Here is an 18,694-nt window from a genome sequence, read left to right on the forward strand (position 1 = left end):
GCCCGCGCGATTGACATTGCGCGGGCCGCCCCCTGCTAAGCTGCGCTCACTTGAGCGGCGTCTCCGTGCGCGTTACGCTCCTCGCCGGGGCCGACGCTATTCACGCGCAAGGGGGGGAAATGATTCGAGGAAGGTTGAGCGCCGCCGTGCTGGCGGGCGCACTGATGTTGGGTGTTGCGGCTCCGGCAAGCGGGCAAAAAATGACGGTGTATCCGCTACCGGATACGCTGTGGCCCGACGCTTCCGCCCCAATCGGCCAGCCTCTCACGCTGAAGCCTGGCGACGAATTGATGCGCGCCACGGTCATGCAGACTCGAAAGCTCACGCTTTCCGAGCCAGTGAAAGTGTCTATCGACAGGTTCAGCGACGATCTGGCGATCGGCGAGGAACTGACCACGGTCATCGGGTCTGACTCGACCGAGGTCATATTGGGCCGAGGCCCCTATTTCTGCGGACGCGACCAGCGCAGCCGCTCCGAGCTGGCCGCTTTGCTGATCGGCGGCTTCGGCTCGAAATTCCGGTCGATCGTCCGATTCTGTTTTATCGATAGTAATCGTGATGGCACGCTCGACCAGGTGTTTCTGGCTGGCGCGAAGGACAAGGCACTTCAAAAGACGTTTCCCATCGATCCGGTGCGGTATAGCAGCGAGGCTCTTGTGCCGCGTGACGCCAGCCAATATTTGCGGCTGCGCTATCGGAAATATGTCCTGGAAAGCAACAAGGTACAGCTCGAACTCGAGGTGTTCGAAAACGGCAAGAAGCGCGTTTTCGACTATGTGATTTACGAGGGCCCTGGCGGGGTGGCGTTTCAGGAGCAGCCTTATCGCCAGACCAATCCCAAGAAGGTTCCCTATCCGGCGGTGTTTACGAACATCCTGGGCGCGTCGGTGGCGGTCAACGGCGTCGATCCTGACGGAACCGCACGCTTTGAGATTCGGCGCAATTTCCGCCCCTCCCTGTTTCGCCCGGTCTCGATCCAGACGCAGATGATATTCATCTATATGTAGCGCGGGCTTGCATCGCGCGACCAAGCTTACCAAAGCGAAGACATGGCCGCAGACTCCCCGCTCGACAAACTCCGCAACGTGCTCGGCGGGACGGCGCGCGCGCTGTCGGGCGAGGCCGAGCTGGAGCTGAGCTTCACCTCGGACGCGCCGCGCCAGGACGGCAACAGCGTCAAGGTGCCGATGCCGTCGCGCGGGGTGCCGGTGGAGCAGGTGGGCGAGGCGCGGGGCTTTGCCGATGGCTTTGCGCTGCGGATGCGGCACCATGACGTGCGGCTGCACCAGCGCAATGCGCCGGGCGATGCGGTGGCGCGCGCGGTGTTCGATTCGGTCGAGACCGCGCGGATCGAGGCGCTGGGATCGCGCGGCTATGCGGGGATCGCGGACAATCTCGAGGCATCGCTCAACCTCAAGCTGCGCTCGGACCCGATCACGCGCGCGCGCAATCGGGACGAGGTTCCTCTCTCCACTGCGATCGGGCTGATGGTGCGCGAGCGGCTGACCGGGCGCGAATCGCCGGCGGCGGCGGCGATGGGGATGGCGCTGGTCCGCGACTGGATCGAAGAACGCGGCGGCAGCGATCTCGACGCGCTGGCGCTGGCGATCGACGACCAGCGCGCCTTTGCCTCGCTCGCCACCAAGCTGCTCCAGGACCTGGAGCTGGTCGAGGGCGACCGCGTGCCCGAGGAGAGCGACGAGGGCGGCGACGAGGACGAGGGCAGCAACGACCAGGACGAGCCCGGCGAGGAAGAAGGCGACAGCGAAGCGTCCGAAGGCGACGGCCAGACCGAGGCGCGGGGCGAGCAGCGCGAATCGGACCAGAGCGAGGAAGGCGAAGAGCAGCAGTCCGAAGCGATGGACGATGGCGATGGCGAGCCCGGCGACGATGGCGAGGAGGGGATGATCCCCTCGCGCCCCAATCGCCCGTGGAGCGATTTGCCGGCGAGCTTCGAGTACAAGCCGTTCACCCGCCAGTTCGACGAGGAAGTCGCGGCGACCGAGCTGTGCGATACCGAGGAGCTGGATCGGCTGCGCGCCTATCTCGACCAGCAGCTCGTCCATTTGCAGGGCGCGGTGACCAAGCTGGCCAACCGGCTCCAGCGGCGGTTGATGGCGCAGCAGAACCGGAGCTGGGACTTCGACCAGGAGGAAGGCATCCTCGACGCCGCGCGGCTGGCGCGGGTGGTGGTCAATCCGATGCTGTCGCTCAGCTACAAGGTCGAGCGCGATACCGAGTTCAAGGATACGGTGGTCACGCTGCTGATCGACAATTCGGGGTCGATGCGCGGGCGACCGATCTCGATCGCCGCGATCAGCGCCGACATCATGGCGCGCACGCTGGAGCGGGTGGGGGTCAAGACCGAGATTCTGGGCTTCACGACGCGCGCGTGGAAGGGCGGGCAGAGCCGCGAGAAATGGCTGGCCGAAGGGCGCCCGCCGCAGCCCGGGCGGCTCAACGACATCCGCCATATCGTCTATAAACAGGCCGACGAGCCGTGGCGCCGCGCCAAGCGCAGCCTGGGGCTGATGATGCGCGAGGGGCTGCTCAAGGAGAATATCGACGGCGAGGCGCTGCTCTGGGCGCACGCCCGGCTGCTCGCGCGGCACGAGGACCGCAAGATCCTGATGGTGATCTCCGACGGCGCGCCGGTGGATGACTCGACGCTGTCGGTGAACAGCGGCTCGTATCTGGAACGCCATCTGCGCCAGGTCATCGGCTGGATCGAGACGCGCTCGCCGGTCGAGCTGGTCGCGATCGGGATCGGGCATGACGTGACGCGCTATTACCAGCGGGCGGTGACGATCATGGACGCCGAACAGCTTGCGGGGACGATGGTGGAGCAGTTGGCGGCGTTGTTTGACGCCAAGGATTGAGTTGGGCGGATACGAACCCTAGTCTCGACCCGCATTGATCGGGGGAGGGGGCCAGCGTGAAATCGGACTGGCTTGAACCCGTTGCGGCAGTCGCGTGTGCTCTGGCGAGTTTCGTCGCGCCGATCGATGGCGGGGCTACGGCGGCGTTGGTCGGCGGGGCTGCGCTGCTCGCGCGGTTCAAGGCGGCGCGGGCCAAGGCGGGGTTGGACGACGCCAAGCTGACCGAAAAGATGCGGCTCGCCGTGATCCGCGATTGGGACCGCCCCGATCAGTCGGAGGAGGCGCGCGACGCGGTCGGGCTCGCGGCCACGGCGATGGGCAAGCACATCGCCGATTGCCTGCCGACCCGCGAGCAAGTCGCGCAGGTCGCGATGCGGGGCCAGGGGAGTTATCCGGCAGCGGTGGCGCGGCTGGTGGTCGATCGGCTTGCGGGTTGCGATGCGGAGTGCGGTTCGCTGTTCGTGGCGCCGGGAGATGGCGCCGAACCCAGCATCGGGCGCCGCTTCGCACTCGATGTGGTCGAGCGCGCGGTGCGGCAGGCGAAGGACGACCCGGAGTACGCGACGCTGCTGACGCTCGATCTGGTGATCGAGATTGCGGGCGGGGTGGCGCGGGTTGAGGACATGGTCGAGGCCAACAGCGCGGTCTGTCTCGATACCAATGCGATGGTGCGCGCGCTGTTCGACGATATGCGGGCGACCCAGCGCGCGCGCCACCTTACCGACGAAGCGCTGATCGCGCTGGCCCGCCGGATCGCGGCCAAAGTCGAGGATGCGGGCGAGGCGCTGGAGGCGCTCGGGCTGGCGATCGACGAGTTCATTCGCCAGCGCGATCAGGCCGAGCGCGGCACCAATCTGGGCGAACTGGTCGATCGCACGCTGCGCAACATCGTGGCCGCCAATGATCTCGGCGACCTCGACAAAGGCGCGCAAGAGGCGGCGCGTGCGTTCGACGACTGGTGCGAACAGCTAGAGGCGGCGCGGCAGGCCGGGCTGCGGCTGATCGATGCCAACATCGAGCAACACCGGCTGCGCTTCGACGCCGAGGCGATGGCGCACTGGATTGGCAAGCGGCTCAAGCTGGAGAATGGCGGAACGCTCGATTTTGAAGCTCTGCGCGTGGAGCAGGATCGCTGGTACGTTCTGGGACGCGATCACGGGCTATCGCTCGAACTCGATGTCTCCATTCGCCTCGCGCGATTGTCGGAGCGGATAGCGAAGTCGGAAACCGATCGCGCAATCGCCCAAAACGACCTCGGCATCGCGCTTGCGACGCGGGGCGCTCGGACGGGTGGCGATGCGGGGTCGGCGCTGCTGTCGGAAGCGGTGTCGGCGTTTCGCGCGGCGCTGACCGTGCGCACCGAGCGCGCGATGCCCGCAGACTGGGCGGGGACCCAGAATAGCCTCGGCGCTGCGCTTCAGACGCAAGCCGAGCGGACGGGTGGCGACGCGGGGCTGGCGCTGCTTGCGGAAGCGGTGTCGGCGTATCGCGCGGCACTGACCGTGTACACCGAGCGCGCGATGCCCGCCGACTGGGCGATGACCCTGAATAATCTCGGGTTTGCGCTTGCGAGGCAGGGCGAGCGGACGGGTGGCGATGCGGGGTTGGCGCTGCTTGCGGATGCGGTGTCGGCGTATCGCGTGGCGCTGACCGTGCGCACCGAGCGCGCGATGCCCGTCGACTGGGCGGGGACTCAGAACAATCTCGGCACTGCCCTTACGACGCAAGGCGGGCGAACGGGTGGCGATGCGGGGCTGGCGCTGCTTGCGGACGCGGTGTCGGCGTATCGCGCCGCGCTAAGCGTGTTCACCGAGCGCGCGATGTCAGCCAACTGGGCGATGACGCAGAATAATCTCGGCACTGCTCTTGAGACGCAGGGCGAGCGGACGGTGGGCGACGCGGGGCTGGCGCTACTGGCGGAAGCGGTGTCGGCGTATCACGCTGCGCTGCGAGTGTGGACCGCCGAGCATTTCGGCTATCAGCACGAAGGCGCCACCCGCAACCTCGCCCGCGCCTTCGCCCTCATCGCCGAGCGCAGCAAGTGACCATCACCCCGCCCCCCGGCGGCTTTCGCGGGCCGGTCAAGCGATCGATCACCATTGCCGGGCACCAGACGTCGATCAGCCTTGAACCCCTGTTCTGGGAACTGCTCGAAGCCGCCGCCGCTGCCCGTGCGCTGCCGCTTTCCGCGCTCGTTGCGGCGATCGATCATGCGCGCATCCAGGCGGAGGCGCCGCCCAATCTTGCGAGTGCGCTGCGCACCTGGCTGGTGGGGCAGGGCGAAGGTGGCGAACATTGCCCATAGCGCAACACTCTTGCGACAAAAGTGAGAACAGTTCGCATTAGCGTTGACTCTGCGAACGCTTCGCAATAGCTGCCCCTGTAACGAAACATTACAGGGGGACTTTTCTACCGTGACGCGCTCCGCTCCTGCCGCCTCGCCGGCATTCCTGGCACTCGCCTGTGTCGGCTTCATCGCCTCCGCCCCGCTGGCGCAGGCCGCGCCACCGGATCCCACGACGGACGACGACAAGACCAAGGCCGACGAGGGCCAGGACAGCGACAAGATCGTCGTGAAGGGCGAAGTCTATCAGCCCCGGCAGGCAAGCCCGAAGAACACCCGCGGCGTGCGCGACACGCCGCAGACGGTGACCGTGATCACCGCCGAGACGATCGAGCAGCAGAACCTGCTGACGCTGCGCGACATGCTCTCGACGGTTCCCGGCATCACCTTTGGCGCGGCGGAGGGGGGCACGCCGCCGAGCGACCAGATCACCCTGCGCGGCTATTCGGCGGGCAGCGACATCACCCAGGACGGGGTGCGCGACAGCGCCGCCTATAGCCGTTCGGACTCGTTCAACCTCGAACAGCTCGAAGTCGTCAACGGCGCCAATTCGGTCTATTCGGGCGCGGGCTCGGTCGGCGGATCGATCAACATCGTGACCAAGCGGCCCCAGTCGCAGGATCACCTGACCGTCACCGGCGGCGTCGGCACGTCCGAATATTATCGGGGCACCGTCGACGCGAACCTGCGCGTCACCGACAAAATCGCGGTGCGGCTCAACGCCATGGCGCACAAGAACGATATCCCGGGCCGCGACGTCGAATATTACAAGCGCTGGGGCTTTGCGCCCGCGGTGACGATCGGGATCGACAGCCCGACGCGGCTGACGCTGCTCTATACCCATCAGGAAGACACCAACATCCCGCAATATGGCGTGCCCTATTACACGAACGCCACGAGCAGCGGCCCGGTGGCCGGAGTCGATCGCAGCGACTATTTCGGCTTTCGCAACGTCGATACGCAGGAGATCAAGGTCGATCAGGCGACCGGCATCTTCGACCATGATTTCAGCGACACGCTGTCGGTGCGCAACCTCGCGCGCTATCAGCAGGTGACGCAGCTCACGATCGTCGGGCCGCCCCAGGGCACCTATTGCCTCGCCAGCGGGGTGCTGCCCACCGGGGCCGCGTGCCCGGCGACGGTGCCGGCGGGCTATTATCTGATCGGCGGTCCGCGCGGCAATTTCCGCGATTCGAAGAACGAGCTGATGTACGACCAGCTCGACCTGAGCGCGAAGTTCAACACCGGGCCGATCGAACACACGCTGGTCGCGGGCGGATCGGCGAGCTGGGAGAAATTCTCGCTGCGGACGGGCAACGCGCTGCGCAACGCCAATGGCACGGCGGTCTATTCGAGCTACCCGCTGGTCAACATCGCCAACCCCAACGCGGTGGTCCAGGGCCCGACCGGCTTCACCTATGGCAGCAACGTCTATACCGGCCCGGTCAACCTGATCGCGAGCGGCGCGCAGCAGGGCGAAGTGACCAACTATGCGCTGTACCTGTTCGACGCGATGAAGCTCGGCAAGGTGGAGATCAACGGCGGGCTGCGCTGGGAAAGCAACCACGGCACCTATCGCACCGATACCTCGACTCCGACCGCGACGGTCACCGTGCCGCAGGGCCCGCTGACGCGCGGCACCACGCTCCACAACGACGCCAAGCTGTTCTCGTACCGGCTCGGGCTGGTGTACAAGCCGATCGAGGCGGTGTCGGTCTATGCCGCGTTCGGCAATTCGATGACGCCGTCGCAAAATGCCGTGAACGGCGCGTGCACCACCGCGACCTGTAACGTCGATCCGGAGACGGCGAAGAACTATGAGGTCGGCGCCAAGGTCGAGCTGATGAACGGTCGCCTGCTGCTCAGCGGATCGGCGTTCCGGAACGAGCGCGACAAATATCGCGTCGCGGCCGGCGACCCGGTGGTTCCGGACCAGCAGCTTGATGGCCGCTCGCGGGTAGATGGCGTGGCGCTGAGCGCAGTTGGGCAGATCACTAAGGCGTGGTCGATCACCGCCAACTACACCTATCTGAAGGGCAAGTTGATCCAGTCGGTGTCGGATTATTGCCTTGCCAACCCGAACAACCCGAACGCGAAGCCGCCGGTCGTCAACACGTGCGGCAATAGTGTTGAAGTGCCCGATCCGGCCAAGGGCGCCCGGCTGGCGAACACCCCCGAACATTCGGGCAGCTTGTTCACTACCTATGCCTTCCCGTTCGGGCTGCGCGTGGGATATGGCGCGACCTATCAGGGCAGCTTCGTCTTCGCACTGCCCACGCTCGCCGTGCCGACCGTGTACAAGTCGGACTCCTATTGGGTGCACAACGCCTATGTCGCGTATGACATCACCAAGTCGGTGAGCGCGCAGGTCAACGTCAAGAACTTCACCGACGCCGAATATTACACGCGCATCCGCAACAATGGCTGGGCCACCCCCGGCGATGCGCGCGCGGCGGTGCTGACGCTCGCCTATCGCTACTGAGTTCCCCGCAAGGGGGCGGGCGGCGGATACTCCCCAAGAGGTCCGTCGTCCGTTCGCTTATCTTTTGATCTTGCCCAAGATCTGCGGCAGCGAAGGCAGGTAGAACCGCCTCCGCTGCCATTTTCGTTGAGGATCGCCCGCCCATGATGATCGCCATCCCGGACCTGTTCGACGCCGCCGGCGTGTCGCGGTTGCGCGCGATCATCGATGCCGCCGAATGGGTGGACGGCAACGTCACCTCGGGGCATCAGTCCGCACTCGCCAAGCGCAACGAGCAATTGCCCGAGGGCAGCGACGCCGCGCGACAGGCGGGGGCGATGGTGCTGGAGGCGCTGGGCCGCTCGCCCTTGTTCTTTGCCGCCGCGCTGCCGCTGAAAGTATTTCCGCCGCTGTTCAACCGCTATGGCGAGGGACAGACTTTCGGCACGCATGTCGACAATGCGATCCGCATCCAGCGCGGCACCGACTTCCGCATCCGCAGCGACTTGTCGATGACGGTCTTTCTCGAGCCGCCCGAGGCCTATGACGGCGGCGAGCTGGTGGTGGAGGATCATTTCGGGGTGCAGCGCGTGAAGCTGCCCGCGGGGCACGCCGTGCTCTATCCCTCGTCGAGCCTGCATCATGTGACGCCGGTGACGCGGGGCGTGCGCGTGGCATCGTTCTTCTGGCTCCAGTCGATGATCCGCGACGATGGCGACCGGCGCATCCTGTTCGACCTCGACCAGGCGGTGCAGCGGCTGACGGGCGAACTGGGCGGTAGCGATCGGTCGGTGATCGAGCTGACCGGGGTGTATCATAATCTGCTGCGGCGCTGGGCCGACGCCTAACCCAGCATTGCCGCGAAGGCGGGCGACAGATGCTCGCCCCCGCCGCGCACGACCATATGCGCCGCCAGCCCCTCGCGCGCCGCCAGCGCCATGCCCTCCGGCCCCAGCACCCCTAGCGCGGTTGCCCAGGCGTCGGCGCGCATTGCGCTGGGGTGCAGCACCGTCACCGACGCGACGGCGTTTGCCAGCGGGCGTCCGGTGCGCGGGTCGAGGGTGTGGGCATAGTCGCGCCCCTCGTGGCGGAAGCTGCGGCGGTAATCGCCCGAGGTTGCGATCGACAGGCCGTGGAGCGCGACGCGGATCGGGGCGACAGGGGCGCCCGGCGCGGCCTCGACATCGACCCACCAGGGCTGGCCATCGGGCTTGATCCCTTCGCCGCGCAGCTCGCCGCCGATCTCGACGAGGACGTCCGCGATGCCCAGCGCGAGGAGACGTTCGGCGACGGCATCGACGGCATGCCCCTTGGCGATGCCCGAAAAATCGAGCGTGGCGTGGGAGAGCCGCCGGGCGCGAGCGCCGTCCTGTTCGATGTGGCGGACGCCCGATAGGGCGAGCGCATCGGCCACTTCGCGGTCGCTGGGCACGCCGTCGCGGGGCCCGGCGGGGCCGAAGCCCCATAGATTGGCGAGCAGCCCCATTGCGGGGTCGAACGCGCCGCCGCTGGCCTGCGCCACGTCGAGTGCCGCTGTGAGGACGGTGGCAAACCCTGGCGGCAGCGGCTGCCAGCGCCCCGGTTCGGCGCGGTTGAAGCGGCTGAGGTGCGAGTCCCGTGCCCAATGGCTCATCTCGGCGATGATGCGGTCGAGCACGCCCGTGATTTCCTCGCGCAGCCCGGCGGTGGGGGCGACGGCGTGGACCGACCAGCTTGTGCCCATCGTCTCGCCCGACAGGTGCGCCAGATGCGACGAAGCCTGCCGCCTGCGGAATGCCGCGGGCGACAGGCTGTCGGGAATCGCGATCCGCGGGTCGCGGCTCAGGGGGCGAGCACTTCCAGCGTGGTGGTGTAGCTCACCCGGCGCGGCTGGGGGCCGGTGGGGCGGGGGCCGCCCATGCCGGGGCCGCCGGGGCCGCCCTGACCGGCGCCAGGACCACCGGGGCCGCCAGGACCACCGGGACCACCGGGGCCTTCGCCTTCGCCGCGCGGCGCATTGGGGGTGACGTTGAGCCAGTACATCCCCGGCGTCGGCCAGTTGATCGTGACCTTGCCCTGCGCATCGGTCTTCAGGTCCATCTGGCCCAGGCTGTCGCGATAGCGGTTGCCGCCGGGGATCGCGGTGACGAACAGGCCCGCCGCGGGCTTGCCGTCGAGCAGGAACTGGAAGGTCGCCGCCTCGCCCGCGACCAGATCGTTGGGATGCGTCACCGGGACCAACTCGAGCCCCTTGCCGGTCGGCTTGAACACCGTGCTGGTCGGCTCGCCCTGCGTCACGAAGATCTCGTTGCGGGTCAGGCTCTCCGACGTCATGACATCGGTCGCGCCCGCCGGGATCGCCGATGCCAGCGTGGCGGGGGTGGTGCCGCGCGGGATCATCTTGGTCTCGCCGTTCAGCGTATAGCGGCCCATCACGCCTTCGTTGACGAAGCCGATCTTGTACGTCCCCTGCTGGGTCAGATGCACGTCGAAGGTCGCGCGGAACTTGCCGACGGCGTGGTTCTCGATGGCGCCGGGGGTGCCGTCGGGCTGGGTGACGATCGGGGCGACGCGCACCGGCTGGTGATCGAAGAAGAACAGGTCGTTCGAGACCGCGGCGTCGACCGTGATCCAGTTATCGGTGCCCGACACGGTGGTCGACGAGGGCAGCAGCCACATGCGATGGGCAAAGGCGGCGGGGGTGGCGATCGCGGCCAGCGCGGCGATCGCGATCAGGGGTCTGCGGAGGTTCATGAATCGGCTCCCGGTTAGCGCTTGACGGTGAGGGACACGGCGCCAAGCTCGCTCGTGCCCTTGGCAGTTGCAGTCGCGGTGCTGCCGTTCCAGGCGAAGGGCAGGCGGAGGACTTCGCGGCCCCCGACTTCGCGCGCGGCCTCGATCACCAGCGTGTAATTGCCCCCCGACAGCACCGGCATCGCGCCGCTGCCCCCGGTCAGCCGCAGCTTCTGCGCGCCGGGCGCGCGGGTTGCGCCGCTGACGCCGTCGGCGGGGAATTGCATCGAGCGGCCCGAGGCGCGCCACCATTGGCGCACGTCGCGCAGCCATTTGGTGCCCTCGCCGCCGCGCTTGTCGACATCATACCAGACCGCGAGGGTGCGCGGGGCGGCGCCCTCTTTCTCGAGCCAGATCGCGACATAGGGGCGGTGATATTCGGCGACGGTGAGCTTGGGGATCGTGATCGTGAGGTCCAGCGTCTGCGCCGCGGCACCCGCGGGGAAGAGCGCGGCGCCCCCCAGCGCTGCGGTGGCGAACCCGGTGATGCGAAACTGCATGTGCGAACCCCTTAATGAATGAACAGGACGGCGAGCAGCGCCGGAATGGCGAGCCCCGCCGCGACCAGCGGCCAGGTGCTGCGGCGGTGCTTCGAATGCATCTGGAGCAGGAACAGCCCGGTGCCGGTGAAGACGATGCAGGCCAGGACGAAGATGTCGATGAACCATTTCCACACAGTGCCCGCGTTGCGGCCCTTATGGAGATCGTTGAGATAGGCGATCCAGCCGCGCGAGGTGACTTCGGAGGTCACTTCGCCGGTCTCGCGGTCGATCGATACCCAGCCATCGCCGCCGGGGCGGGGCAAAGCGAGGTAGATTTCGTCGGCGGACCATTCGGCGGCGCCGGTGGCGGGCAGCGACCAGCTTGACTGCACCCAGCCCGCGACGGCGGGGGGGAGCGGCTTCTTGGCATCGGAGGCATCGTCGGGGCGGACCATCGCGGCGAGCGGCGCGGGGAGTTGGCCCTTGCGCTCGACCGATTGCGGGGAGCCCTCGATGTCGGCGGCGTGGTTGAGCGTGAAGCCGGTGAGCGCGAACAGCAGCAGCCCGATCAGGCTGATCGCCGAGCTCATCCAATGCCAGGTATGGAGCTGCTTCAGCCAGAAGCTCTTCCGGCTGCGCTTGGCCTTGACCGGCGGGGGCGCCGTTCCGTGCATCAGGGGAGGGTCTCGCTCATCGTGCAGCGGCGATAACGCGAACGATTCGCAATTGCAACGTTCTCGGCAAAATCAGTTCCTCCCCGGAACGGGAAGGGGGACCGCGCCCGGAGGGCGTGGTGGAGGGGCCCGCCGCGCAGACGGCGGGAGTCGCTATCGGCACGCGAGTCCCGCGCCTGGCGGCGCGGCCCCTCCACCATGCTGCGCATGGTCCCCCTCCCCGTTCCGGGGAGGAATTTTTGGGCGGTTATTCCTCCCCGAGCGCAGCACGGGGAGGGGGACCGCGCCCGCAGGGCGGGGTGGAGGGGCCGCCGCGCAGACGGCGGGAGTCGCTATCGGCACGCGGGTCCCGCGCCTGGCGGCGCGGCCCCTCCACCCTGCTGCGCAGGGTCCCCCTCCCCGTTCCGGGGAGGAGTTTTTGGGCGGCATTCCTCCCCGAGCGTAGCACGGGGAGGGGGGGCCGCGCCCGCAGGGCGTGGTGGAGGGGTTCGCCGCGCAGACGGCGGGAGGCGCTATCGGCACGCGAGTCCCGCGCCTGGCGGCGCGGCCCCTCCACCCTGCTGCGCATGGTCCCCCTCCCCGTTCCGGGGAGGAATTGCACATTGCACCGTGGTCACCCTCACCCTTCCGCGCCTTCGGCGCTCCCTCCCTCTCCCGCTAGGAGAGGGAAGGGGCCCGCGCCGCAACGCGGCGTGGGAAGGGGGAGGGTGACGGATTTCAGCGCCCCAGCAGTACTCGTGCCTGGCCTGCGATCTGGGCGAGCATTGCGGCGTTGGGTGTCGCCGCCTGTCGTGCGCGGCGGACCAAATTGGCGAATTGCGCGACGCGGGCTGCGTTTGCCGTCAGCCATTCGTCCACTGCCGCCTGCGGGTCCTTGCCGTCGGCGCGCGCGAGGAACTCCAGCCGCAATTGCTGGAAATCGCGCGCGAGTCCCGCGATCAGCAGGCGCTCCCACGGATCGCCGGTGGTGATCCGCGCCGCAGTCGACTGCGCCCAGTCGAGCCCGAGCGCCTGCCCCAGATGCGTGAACGCGCGGGTGAGAATCGTCTCGTCGATGCCGCGCCGCTCGCCCAGATCGGCGAGCCCGACCGAGCCGTCGACTTCGAACAGCCGCACGACCTGTTCGACCAGCGCGGGCGGTGCGCCTGCCGCTTCGAGCCGGGCCGAAATGCGCGCCGATTGCGCCTTCACTTCGTCGAGCATCAGCGCCTTGGCCTGGCGATCGAGCGAGTCGATGCCGGGGCGCAGCCGCGCGACCACCTCGGCGGGGCTGGCGCCGGGGCGGCAGACGCGGAGCAGGTCGGCGATCTGGCCGCGCGTCGCGACCGCGACTTCCTCGATCAGCGCGAGCCGCGCGCCTTCCGAAATCTGCGCGGTCTCGACGGCTTCCCAAATCTCGGGAAGCCCGAACAGCCGCTCGGCGACGACGAACATCGCGGCGATGTCGCGCAGCGACGCCCCCTCCTCCTCGGCCAGTTCGAACGGGTGGAGCACGCCCAGCCGGTTGATGATCCGGTTCGCCAGCTTGGTCGCGACGATCTCGGCGCGCAGCCGGTGCTCCTCGATCGCCGCAGGGAAGCGTTCCTGCATCGCGCGCGGGAAGGCGGCGAACAGATCGTCCTTGAGCTCGGGGTCGGCGCCGAGATCGCCATGCTCGATCGCATCCTGGAGCGCGAGCTTGGTCGAGGCGAGCAGCACCGCGAGTTCGGGGCGGGTGAGCCCGCGGCCCTCCTGCGCGCGGCGCAGCATCTCTTCGTTCGACGCCAGCCCCTCGACCACGCGATCCAGCCGACCGGCGGCCTCGAGGATCTCGATCACGCGGACATAGCTGGGCAGCGCGACCGCGCCGTCATTTTCGAGGAACGACAGCGCGAGCGTCTGGAGGCGGTTATCCTCCAGCACCAGATGCGCGACATCGTCGGTCATCGACACGAGCAGGGTGTTGCGATCCTCGAACCCCAGCCGGCCCTCGATCATCTCGCGGTTGAGCGCGATCTTGATGTTGACTTCGTTATCCGAGCAATCGACGCCTGCCGAATTGTCGATGAAATCGGTGTTGATCCGACCGCCGTGCGTCGCGAAGGCGATACGCCCGGCCTGGGTGACGCCCAGATTGGCGCCTTCGCCGATCGCCTTGGTGCGAAGATCCTCGGCATTGACGCGCAGCCGGTCGTTGGCGGGATCGCCGACATCGACATGGCTCTCCGCCGCCGCCTTGATGTACGTGCCGATGCCGCCGAACCACAGCAGGTCGACTTCGGCCTTGAGGATCGCCGTGATCAGCCCGGTCGGGTCGATTTCCTCGACGTTCAGCCCCAGCATCGCCTGAACCTCAGGGCTCAGCGGGATCGACTTCGCGGTGCGCGCGAAGACGCCGCCGCCCTTCGAGATCAGCGCGGGATCATAATCGGCCCAGCTCGACCGGGGCAGCGCGAACATCCGCGCGCGCTCGTGCCAGCTCTTGGCCGGATCGGGATCGGGATCGAAGAAGATGTGGCGATGATCGAACGCGGCGACCAGCCGGATTGACCTGGACAGCAGCATGCCGTTGCCGAATACGTCGCCCGACATGTCGCCGCACCCGGCGACGCGCACCGGATCGGACTGGACGTCGACGCCCATTTCCAGGAAGTGCCGCTGCACCGACACCCAGGCGCCCTTGGCGGTGATGCCCATCGCCTTATGGTCATAGCCCTGCGACCCGCCCGAGGCGAAGGCGTCGCCCAGCCAGAAATTGCGCTCGATCGCGATTCTGTTCGCGACGTCGGAGAAGGTCGCCGTGCCCTTGTCGGCGGCGACGACGAAATAGGGGTCCTCGCCATCGAGCACCGTCACGCCCTCCGGATGCACGACTTCGCCCGCGACGATATTGTCGGTCACCGACAACAGCGTGCGGATGAAGATGCGATAGCTTTCGGTGCCCTCGGCCAGCCAGGCGTCGCGATCGGTGGCGGGGGAGGGGAGCAGCTTGGGATAGAAGCCGCCCTTGGCACCCGTCGGGACGATCACCGCGTTCTTGACGCGCTGTGCCTTCATCAGCCCCAGGATTTCGGTGCGGAAATCGTCGCGCCGGTCGGACCAGCGCAGCCCGCCGCGCGCGACCGGGCCGGCGCGCAGGTGGATGCCCTCCACCCGCGGGCTGTACACCCAGATTTCGCGCCACGGCAGCGGCCGGGGCAGCCCGGGGACGAGCGCCGAATCGAGCTTGAACGCCAGCGCCTCGGCGGCGGCGGGGGCATAGGCATTGGTGCGCAGCGTCGCGAGCACGACGCCCTTCAGCATCCGCAGAATCCGGTCGTCGTCGATCGCCGAGACCAGGTCGAGCCCGGCGTTGATCGCTGCATTCGCCTCGCCCAGCAGTTCGTCATCGTCCGCGCGCGCGGGGTTGTGCGCGGCTTCGAACCGGTCGATCAGCCCGGTCGCGACCATCGGCGCGCGGCGCAGCGCGTCGACGACGGTCGCCATGCCATAGTTCATCCCCGTCTGGCGCAGATAGCGGAACCAGGCGCGGAACAGCACCACCGCCGAGGGGGGCATCGCCGCCTCGACGATCAGCCGGTTGAACAGGTCGTTCTCGGCCTTGCCCTCCAGCACCGCGGCGATCGCGGCTTCGACGGTGGCGGGATCGCGGTCCAGCGTCTCCGCCGGGCTGCTCGGCACGACTTCGAAATCATGGATGAAGGCGCCGTTGAGCAATTCGGTCGGCACTTCGTCGACGACGCGGAAGCCGAAATTCTCGAACGCCGGCACGGCGTCGGACAGCGCCAGCGCGCCGCCCAGCCGATACAGCTTGATCCGATAGCTGCCGGGCTTCTTCGCGTGGGGGATAATCCGCACGCCGCGGTCCTCGGGCGTCTCCAGCGTGCCGATCCCGATCACGTCCTCGGCGGCTTCCTCGGGGGTGTGCGTCGCGCGATAGACTTGCGGGAAGGCCGAGGCGAAGCGCAGCGCGAGGCGATAGGCGCCGCTGCCGATCTTGTCGGCCAGCGCACCCTCGACCGCGGGCACCCAGCCGCGCACCATCCGCGCGAGCCGCGCGTCGAGCGCCTCGGCATCCGGCATCACGCCGCCGTTGCGCAGGTCCAGCGTATAGCGGATCTGCGCGGTGACGCCGTCCTCCAGCGCGATCGACCAGCTGATAAGCTGGGCATGCGCGGCTTCGGTCAGCATCTCGCCGATCGCTTCGCGGTGGCCGGTCGCGATCTGGTCGCGCGGCAGCCACACAAAGGCGAACAAATGCCGCCCCAGCGGGCTGCGCACCAGCACCAGCTTCGAGCGCGGGCGATCGGCGACCGACATTGCGGTCAGCACCAGCCGTTCGAGCGATTCGGTGTCGAACGCGGTGGTCAGGTCGTGCGGCAGCGCGGTCAGCGCGTGGGTCATCGCCTTGCCGGTATGGCCGTGCGGATCGAAGCCGAACTTGGTCTCGAGCGTCTCCAGCCGGTTGCGCAGCATCGGCACCAGCGGCGGCGGGGTGAACAGCGCCTGGCTGGTCCACAGCCCGACATGGATCGACAGCCCGGTGACGCGATCGCCGTCCTTGACCGGGACCACGATGATATCGAGCGGGGCATTGCGATGCACGGTCGACAGCGCATTCGATTTGAGCAGCAACGGCGCCTCGCCACCACCCTCGAAATAGCGCATCGCTGCCTCGCGCGACGATTCGGCGAGCAGCGGCACGTCGAGCGTATAGCGCGACAGGCCCAGATGGTCGCGCGCCTCGCCGTCGATGCTCCAGACTTCATGGCCGAGCAGCGTCATCGCATCGTCGGCGAACCAGCGCAGCAGCGCCTCGCCCTCGCGCGACGGGATCTGGACCGCGTCGGCGCCCAGCGCGCGCTGCAACCCGCGCCAATCGTCCACCACGTCGCGGACATGCTCGAGGATGCGCTCGATCTCGCCCGCCAGCGCGCGTCGGCGTTTCGCGTCGGCGCGCTCCATTTCGATATAGATGATCGATTCGGGCACGCCGCCTGCGGCATCGGCGCCGATCGCAGTGATCGCTCCCTCGGCATCGCGCGCAACCTGGAGGATCGGGTGGATGATTCGGTGCACGCCCAGATCGTGCGCGGCGATCCGTGCCGAGATCGAATCGACCAGGAACGGCATGTCGTCATTGACGACCGCGAGCCGCATCCGCCGCCGCTCTTCGTCGAGATAGGTTTCCAGCCGGACGCGCGGCAGCCCGGGCGGTCGCACCGCCGCGGTCTCCGCGACGAACGCCGCCGCCTCGGCGCGCTCGGCCGCGTCAAATCCTTCCAGCTCTCCCGGCAGCGCTCCTTCGAGCAGCCGATTCTCGAACGCCTGCACCAGCGACGTCATCATGTTTTTCATGGCCGGCATATGCCCCCGCTGCGGGCGTAGCTCAAGACTTGCGGCCCCAGAAACCACCCGGTGCGTCTACCTAAGGTAGTTGCACGGAGGGCGGCGATCAGGCCGCGGCGCGGCGGATCGCGCGTCCGGTGAACCCCGGATCCTCGGGAAGGCGCGCGACGATGTCGAGCCCGTCGCCCCGCGCGCAGGCCAGCAGCAGCACGAAATCGTCGCCGTCCGCGTCGATCGCGACATGGCCCAGCGGCGGGCGGCTGCGCAATTCGGCGGCAGCGCGCGCGAAGCCCGCGTCCGACAGCGCCGGGCGGCGATGCGCGCGTTCGGCCTGGACCAGCCCCTTGATCCCGCCCTCGGCGAGCGCGAGGAACGATTCGAGCCCGCCCTGCGGCACGCGGATGCGCCGCGCATGGCTCAGCACCGCGATGAACTCGGCGAGTCGCGCCTTGTCGTAATCGGCGCCGAACACGAGCTTGACTGGCGGCGCCATCGGCTGCCGCTCGTGCGCGGACACTCCGGCGTCCGCGAGCAGTTCGGCATAGTCCGCGGCATCGCGTTCGGCGGCGAGCGCGAAGTCATAGGCGCGGCCCAGCGCGCGATACAGTGCAGCGCGGCTGCGCGTATCGGATGCGCGCGCCGCCGCCGCCGATTCGCGCGCGAGCAGCAGGCGGTCGGCCAGGCTGGCGCCCGCGAGCAGCTCGACCGGGGCATCGTTGGCAAGCGGTTCGTCGAACCCCGCGCTGGGGCCGTCGGCCCAGATCGCGGTTGGCACCACCGGGCGCGGCGCCGCGCGGCGCGACTGCTCGACCTCGGCGGCGAGCCGCGCCTGCGTCTCGGCGTCGACCAGCTCCTTCCAGTTGATCACGCCATAGATGAAGTCGATCGTGTCCGAGTCGGACGAGAAGGGCATCAGGATGCCGCGATACAGCGTATTGTGCCCGCGCTGGCCGACGAACTCGGCCTCGAAGCCGATCGGCGCGCGGTTGGCGATGATCTGGAGATAATGGTCGGTCAGCCGCGACAGCAGCGACCGGCTCGGCACCTGCGCGACATGGGTGATCGACCCGTCGACGCCGCATTCGACGCGCAGTGCGCTGCCCAGAAAGCGGATCGCGGGGTTTTCGACACCGCGCGAGAAATCGAGCAGCACCCCGTTGGGGCCGAAATCCATGCTGTTCGCAGGGTCCAGCGAGTCGATCGACGGATAGGGGCGGCCCCGGAGCAACGACACCCAGTGGTTGTAGGCGCGGACGTGCATCCGGCGCTCGTCGGTGCCGATGTCGAGCGGGCGATCCGAAACCGCGGCGTCGTCCGCCTCGGCATGCGGGGCCGGGTCGAGCGGGCCGTTGATGCCGCGAGCCATGTTCATGCGCGTGCTCCATTCCGGGCGAACGCGCCCGGTATCAGTGCCGGCTTTTGCACTGCCCTTGGTAAACGAGACGTAAAGCCGCCGCTCCGTCGACGCCCGAAACGCAATATCGCAAGCCAGCGCTTGTCAGCACGGATTCCTGCTGTTAAGCGCGCCCCTCTCTTCCGGACGCAACCCAGCGCCGGACGGGCCGCTTTAGCTCAGCTGGTAGAGCATCGCATTCGTAATGCGGGGGTCGCAGGTTCGAGTCCTGCAAGCGGCACCATTTCCACCAGAGAACATCGCTGCAAAACCGCAGAGTTCCGCGGTAGAATCGCTCCTGCGGGCCTTATCGTTTCCCATTTTGTTCCACCGTGGCCTAAAGTGGCCAAGAATCGGTGGG

The 18,694-nt window shown here is 68.0% G+C and carries 12 protein-coding genes, 1 tRNA gene and 1 pseudogene; 8 read left to right on the top strand and 6 right to left on the bottom strand.

The annotated features are described in order from the left end of the window. Window positions 1–50 precede the first annotated feature (50 nt). The 7 genes and pseudogenes from TS85_RS01235 to TS85_RS01260 all read left to right on the top strand — a co-directional run bounded on the left by TS85_RS01235 (window position 51) and on the right by TS85_RS01260 (window position 8,532). Window positions 51–1,007 (top strand): hypothetical protein, encoded by a 957-nt coding sequence (locus TS85_RS01235; RefSeq protein WP_155006261.1) that lies wholly within the window; start codon window positions 51–53, stop codon window positions 1,005–1,007. A gap of 42 nt (window positions 1,008–1,049) precedes the next feature. Further along, window positions 1,050–2,879, top strand: a complete 1,830-nt coding sequence (gene cobT / locus TS85_RS01240) for a cobaltochelatase subunit CobT (RefSeq protein WP_044329946.1) — start codon at window positions 1,050–1,052, stop codon at window positions 2,877–2,879. Between the two features lie 56 nt (window positions 2,880–2,935). Further along, window positions 2,936–4,924, top strand: a complete 1,989-nt coding sequence (locus TS85_RS23890) for a tetratricopeptide repeat protein (RefSeq protein ID WP_052507667.1) — start codon at window positions 2,936–2,938, stop codon at window positions 4,922–4,924. Further along, window positions 4,921–5,184 carry a ribbon-helix-helix domain-containing protein gene (locus TS85_RS01250; protein WP_044329948.1) on the top strand — a complete coding sequence of 88 codons (264 nt, stop codon included), beginning with the start codon at window positions 4,921–4,923 and terminating at the stop codon, window positions 5,182–5,184. Before TS85_RS23890 ends, TS85_RS01250 begins: the two co-directional genes overlap by 4 nt. 322 nt (window positions 5,185–5,506) lie before the next feature. After that, a pseudogene (locus tag TS85_RS26355) lies at window positions 5,507–5,794 on the top strand (TonB-dependent receptor plug domain-containing protein); the annotation flags it as partial. A 153-nt stretch (window positions 5,795–5,947) separates the two neighbouring features. Further along, window positions 5,948–7,705 (top strand): TonB-dependent receptor, encoded by a 1,758-nt coding sequence (locus tag TS85_RS01255; RefSeq protein ID WP_407082118.1) that lies wholly within the window; start codon window positions 5,948–5,950, stop codon window positions 7,703–7,705. A gap of 143 nt (window positions 7,706–7,848) precedes the next feature. Next, the gene (locus tag TS85_RS01260; RefSeq protein ID WP_044329950.1) at window positions 7,849–8,532 is read left to right on the top strand and encodes a Fe2+-dependent dioxygenase; all 684 of its coding nucleotides are present in this window, start codon (window positions 7,849–7,851) and stop codon (window positions 8,530–8,532) included. Here TS85_RS01260 and TS85_RS01265 read toward each other — a convergent pair. The 6 genes from TS85_RS01265 to TS85_RS01290 form a co-directional block, all read right to left on the bottom strand. Beyond that, complete coding sequence (locus tag TS85_RS01265; protein ID WP_044329952.1) at window positions 8,529–9,407, bottom strand: FAD:protein FMN transferase; 879 nt, start codon at window positions 9,405–9,407, stop codon at window positions 8,529–8,531. The two genes, TS85_RS01260 and TS85_RS01265, sit on opposite strands and share 4 nt — an antisense overlap. Window positions 9,408–9,505: 98 nt before the next feature. Continuing rightward, the gene (locus TS85_RS01270; RefSeq protein ID WP_044329955.1) at window positions 9,506–10,417 is read right to left on the bottom strand and encodes a DUF4198 domain-containing protein; all 912 of its coding nucleotides are present in this window, start codon (window positions 10,415–10,417) and stop codon (window positions 9,506–9,508) included. A 14-nt stretch (window positions 10,418–10,431) separates the two neighbouring features. Continuing rightward, on the bottom strand, window positions 10,432–10,956 hold the full coding sequence (locus tag TS85_RS01275; protein ID WP_044329958.1) for a DUF2271 domain-containing protein: 525 nt from the start codon (window positions 10,954–10,956) through the stop codon (window positions 10,432–10,434). A gap of 11 nt (window positions 10,957–10,967) precedes the next feature. Further along, window positions 10,968–11,612, bottom strand: a complete 645-nt coding sequence (locus TS85_RS01280) for a PepSY-associated TM helix domain-containing protein (RefSeq protein ID WP_044329962.1) — start codon at window positions 11,610–11,612, stop codon at window positions 10,968–10,970. A 717-nt stretch (window positions 11,613–12,329) separates the two neighbouring features. Then, window positions 12,330–16,958 carry an NAD-glutamate dehydrogenase gene (locus TS85_RS01285; RefSeq protein WP_044329964.1) on the bottom strand — a complete coding sequence of 1,543 codons (4,629 nt, stop codon included), beginning with the start codon at window positions 16,956–16,958 and terminating at the stop codon, window positions 12,330–12,332. Window positions 16,959–17,046: 88 nt separating this feature from the next. Beyond that, window positions 17,047–18,312: a PAS domain-containing protein gene (locus TS85_RS01290; RefSeq protein WP_044329966.1), complete on the bottom strand. Its 1,266-nt coding sequence runs from the start codon at window positions 18,310–18,312 to the stop codon at window positions 17,047–17,049. Between the two features lie 189 nt (window positions 18,313–18,501). Between TS85_RS01290 and TS85_RS01295 the strand changes: the two genes are divergently transcribed. Then, window positions 18,502–18,577, top strand: a tRNA-Thr gene (locus TS85_RS01295). The last annotated feature ends 117 nt before the right edge of the window (window positions 18,578–18,694 follow it).

Source organism: Sphingomonas hengshuiensis (genome assembly GCF_000935025.1).
GTDB lineage: Bacteria > Pseudomonadota > Alphaproteobacteria > Sphingomonadales > Sphingomonadaceae > Sphingomonas > Sphingomonas hengshuiensis.

Bases quoted from the DNA above. Each gene is read 5' to 3' on its own strand.
- cobT (WP_044329946.1), top strand. From the start codon at position 1,050: ATGGCCGCAGACTCCCCGCTCGACAAACTCCGCAACGTGCTCGGCGGG.
- TS85_RS01255 (WP_407082118.1), top strand. From the start codon at position 5,948: ATGGCGCACAAGAACGATATCCCGGGCCGCGACGTCGAATATTACAAG.
- TS85_RS01260 (WP_044329950.1), top strand. From the start codon at position 7,849: ATGATGATCGCCATCCCGGACCTGTTCGACGCCGCCGGCGTGTCGCGG.
- TS85_RS01265 (WP_044329952.1), bottom strand. From the start codon at position 9,407: ATGGGCACAAGCTGGTCGGTCCACGCCGTCGCCCCCACCGCCGGGCTG.
- TS85_RS01270 (WP_044329955.1), bottom strand. From the start codon at position 10,417: ATGAACCTCCGCAGACCCCTGATCGCGATCGCCGCGCTGGCCGCGATC.
- TS85_RS01275 (WP_044329958.1), bottom strand. From the start codon at position 10,956: ATGCAGTTTCGCATCACCGGGTTCGCCACCGCAGCGCTGGGGGGCGCC.
- TS85_RS01280 (WP_044329962.1), bottom strand. From the start codon at position 11,612: ATGCACGGAACGGCGCCCCCGCCGGTCAAGGCCAAGCGCAGCCGGAAG.
- TS85_RS01285 (WP_044329964.1), bottom strand. From the start codon at position 16,958: ATGCCGGCCATGAAAAACATGATGACGTCGCTGGTGCAGGCGTTCGAG.
- TS85_RS01290 (WP_044329966.1), bottom strand. From the start codon at position 18,312: ATGAACATGGCTCGCGGCATCAACGGCCCGCTCGACCCGGCCCCGCAT.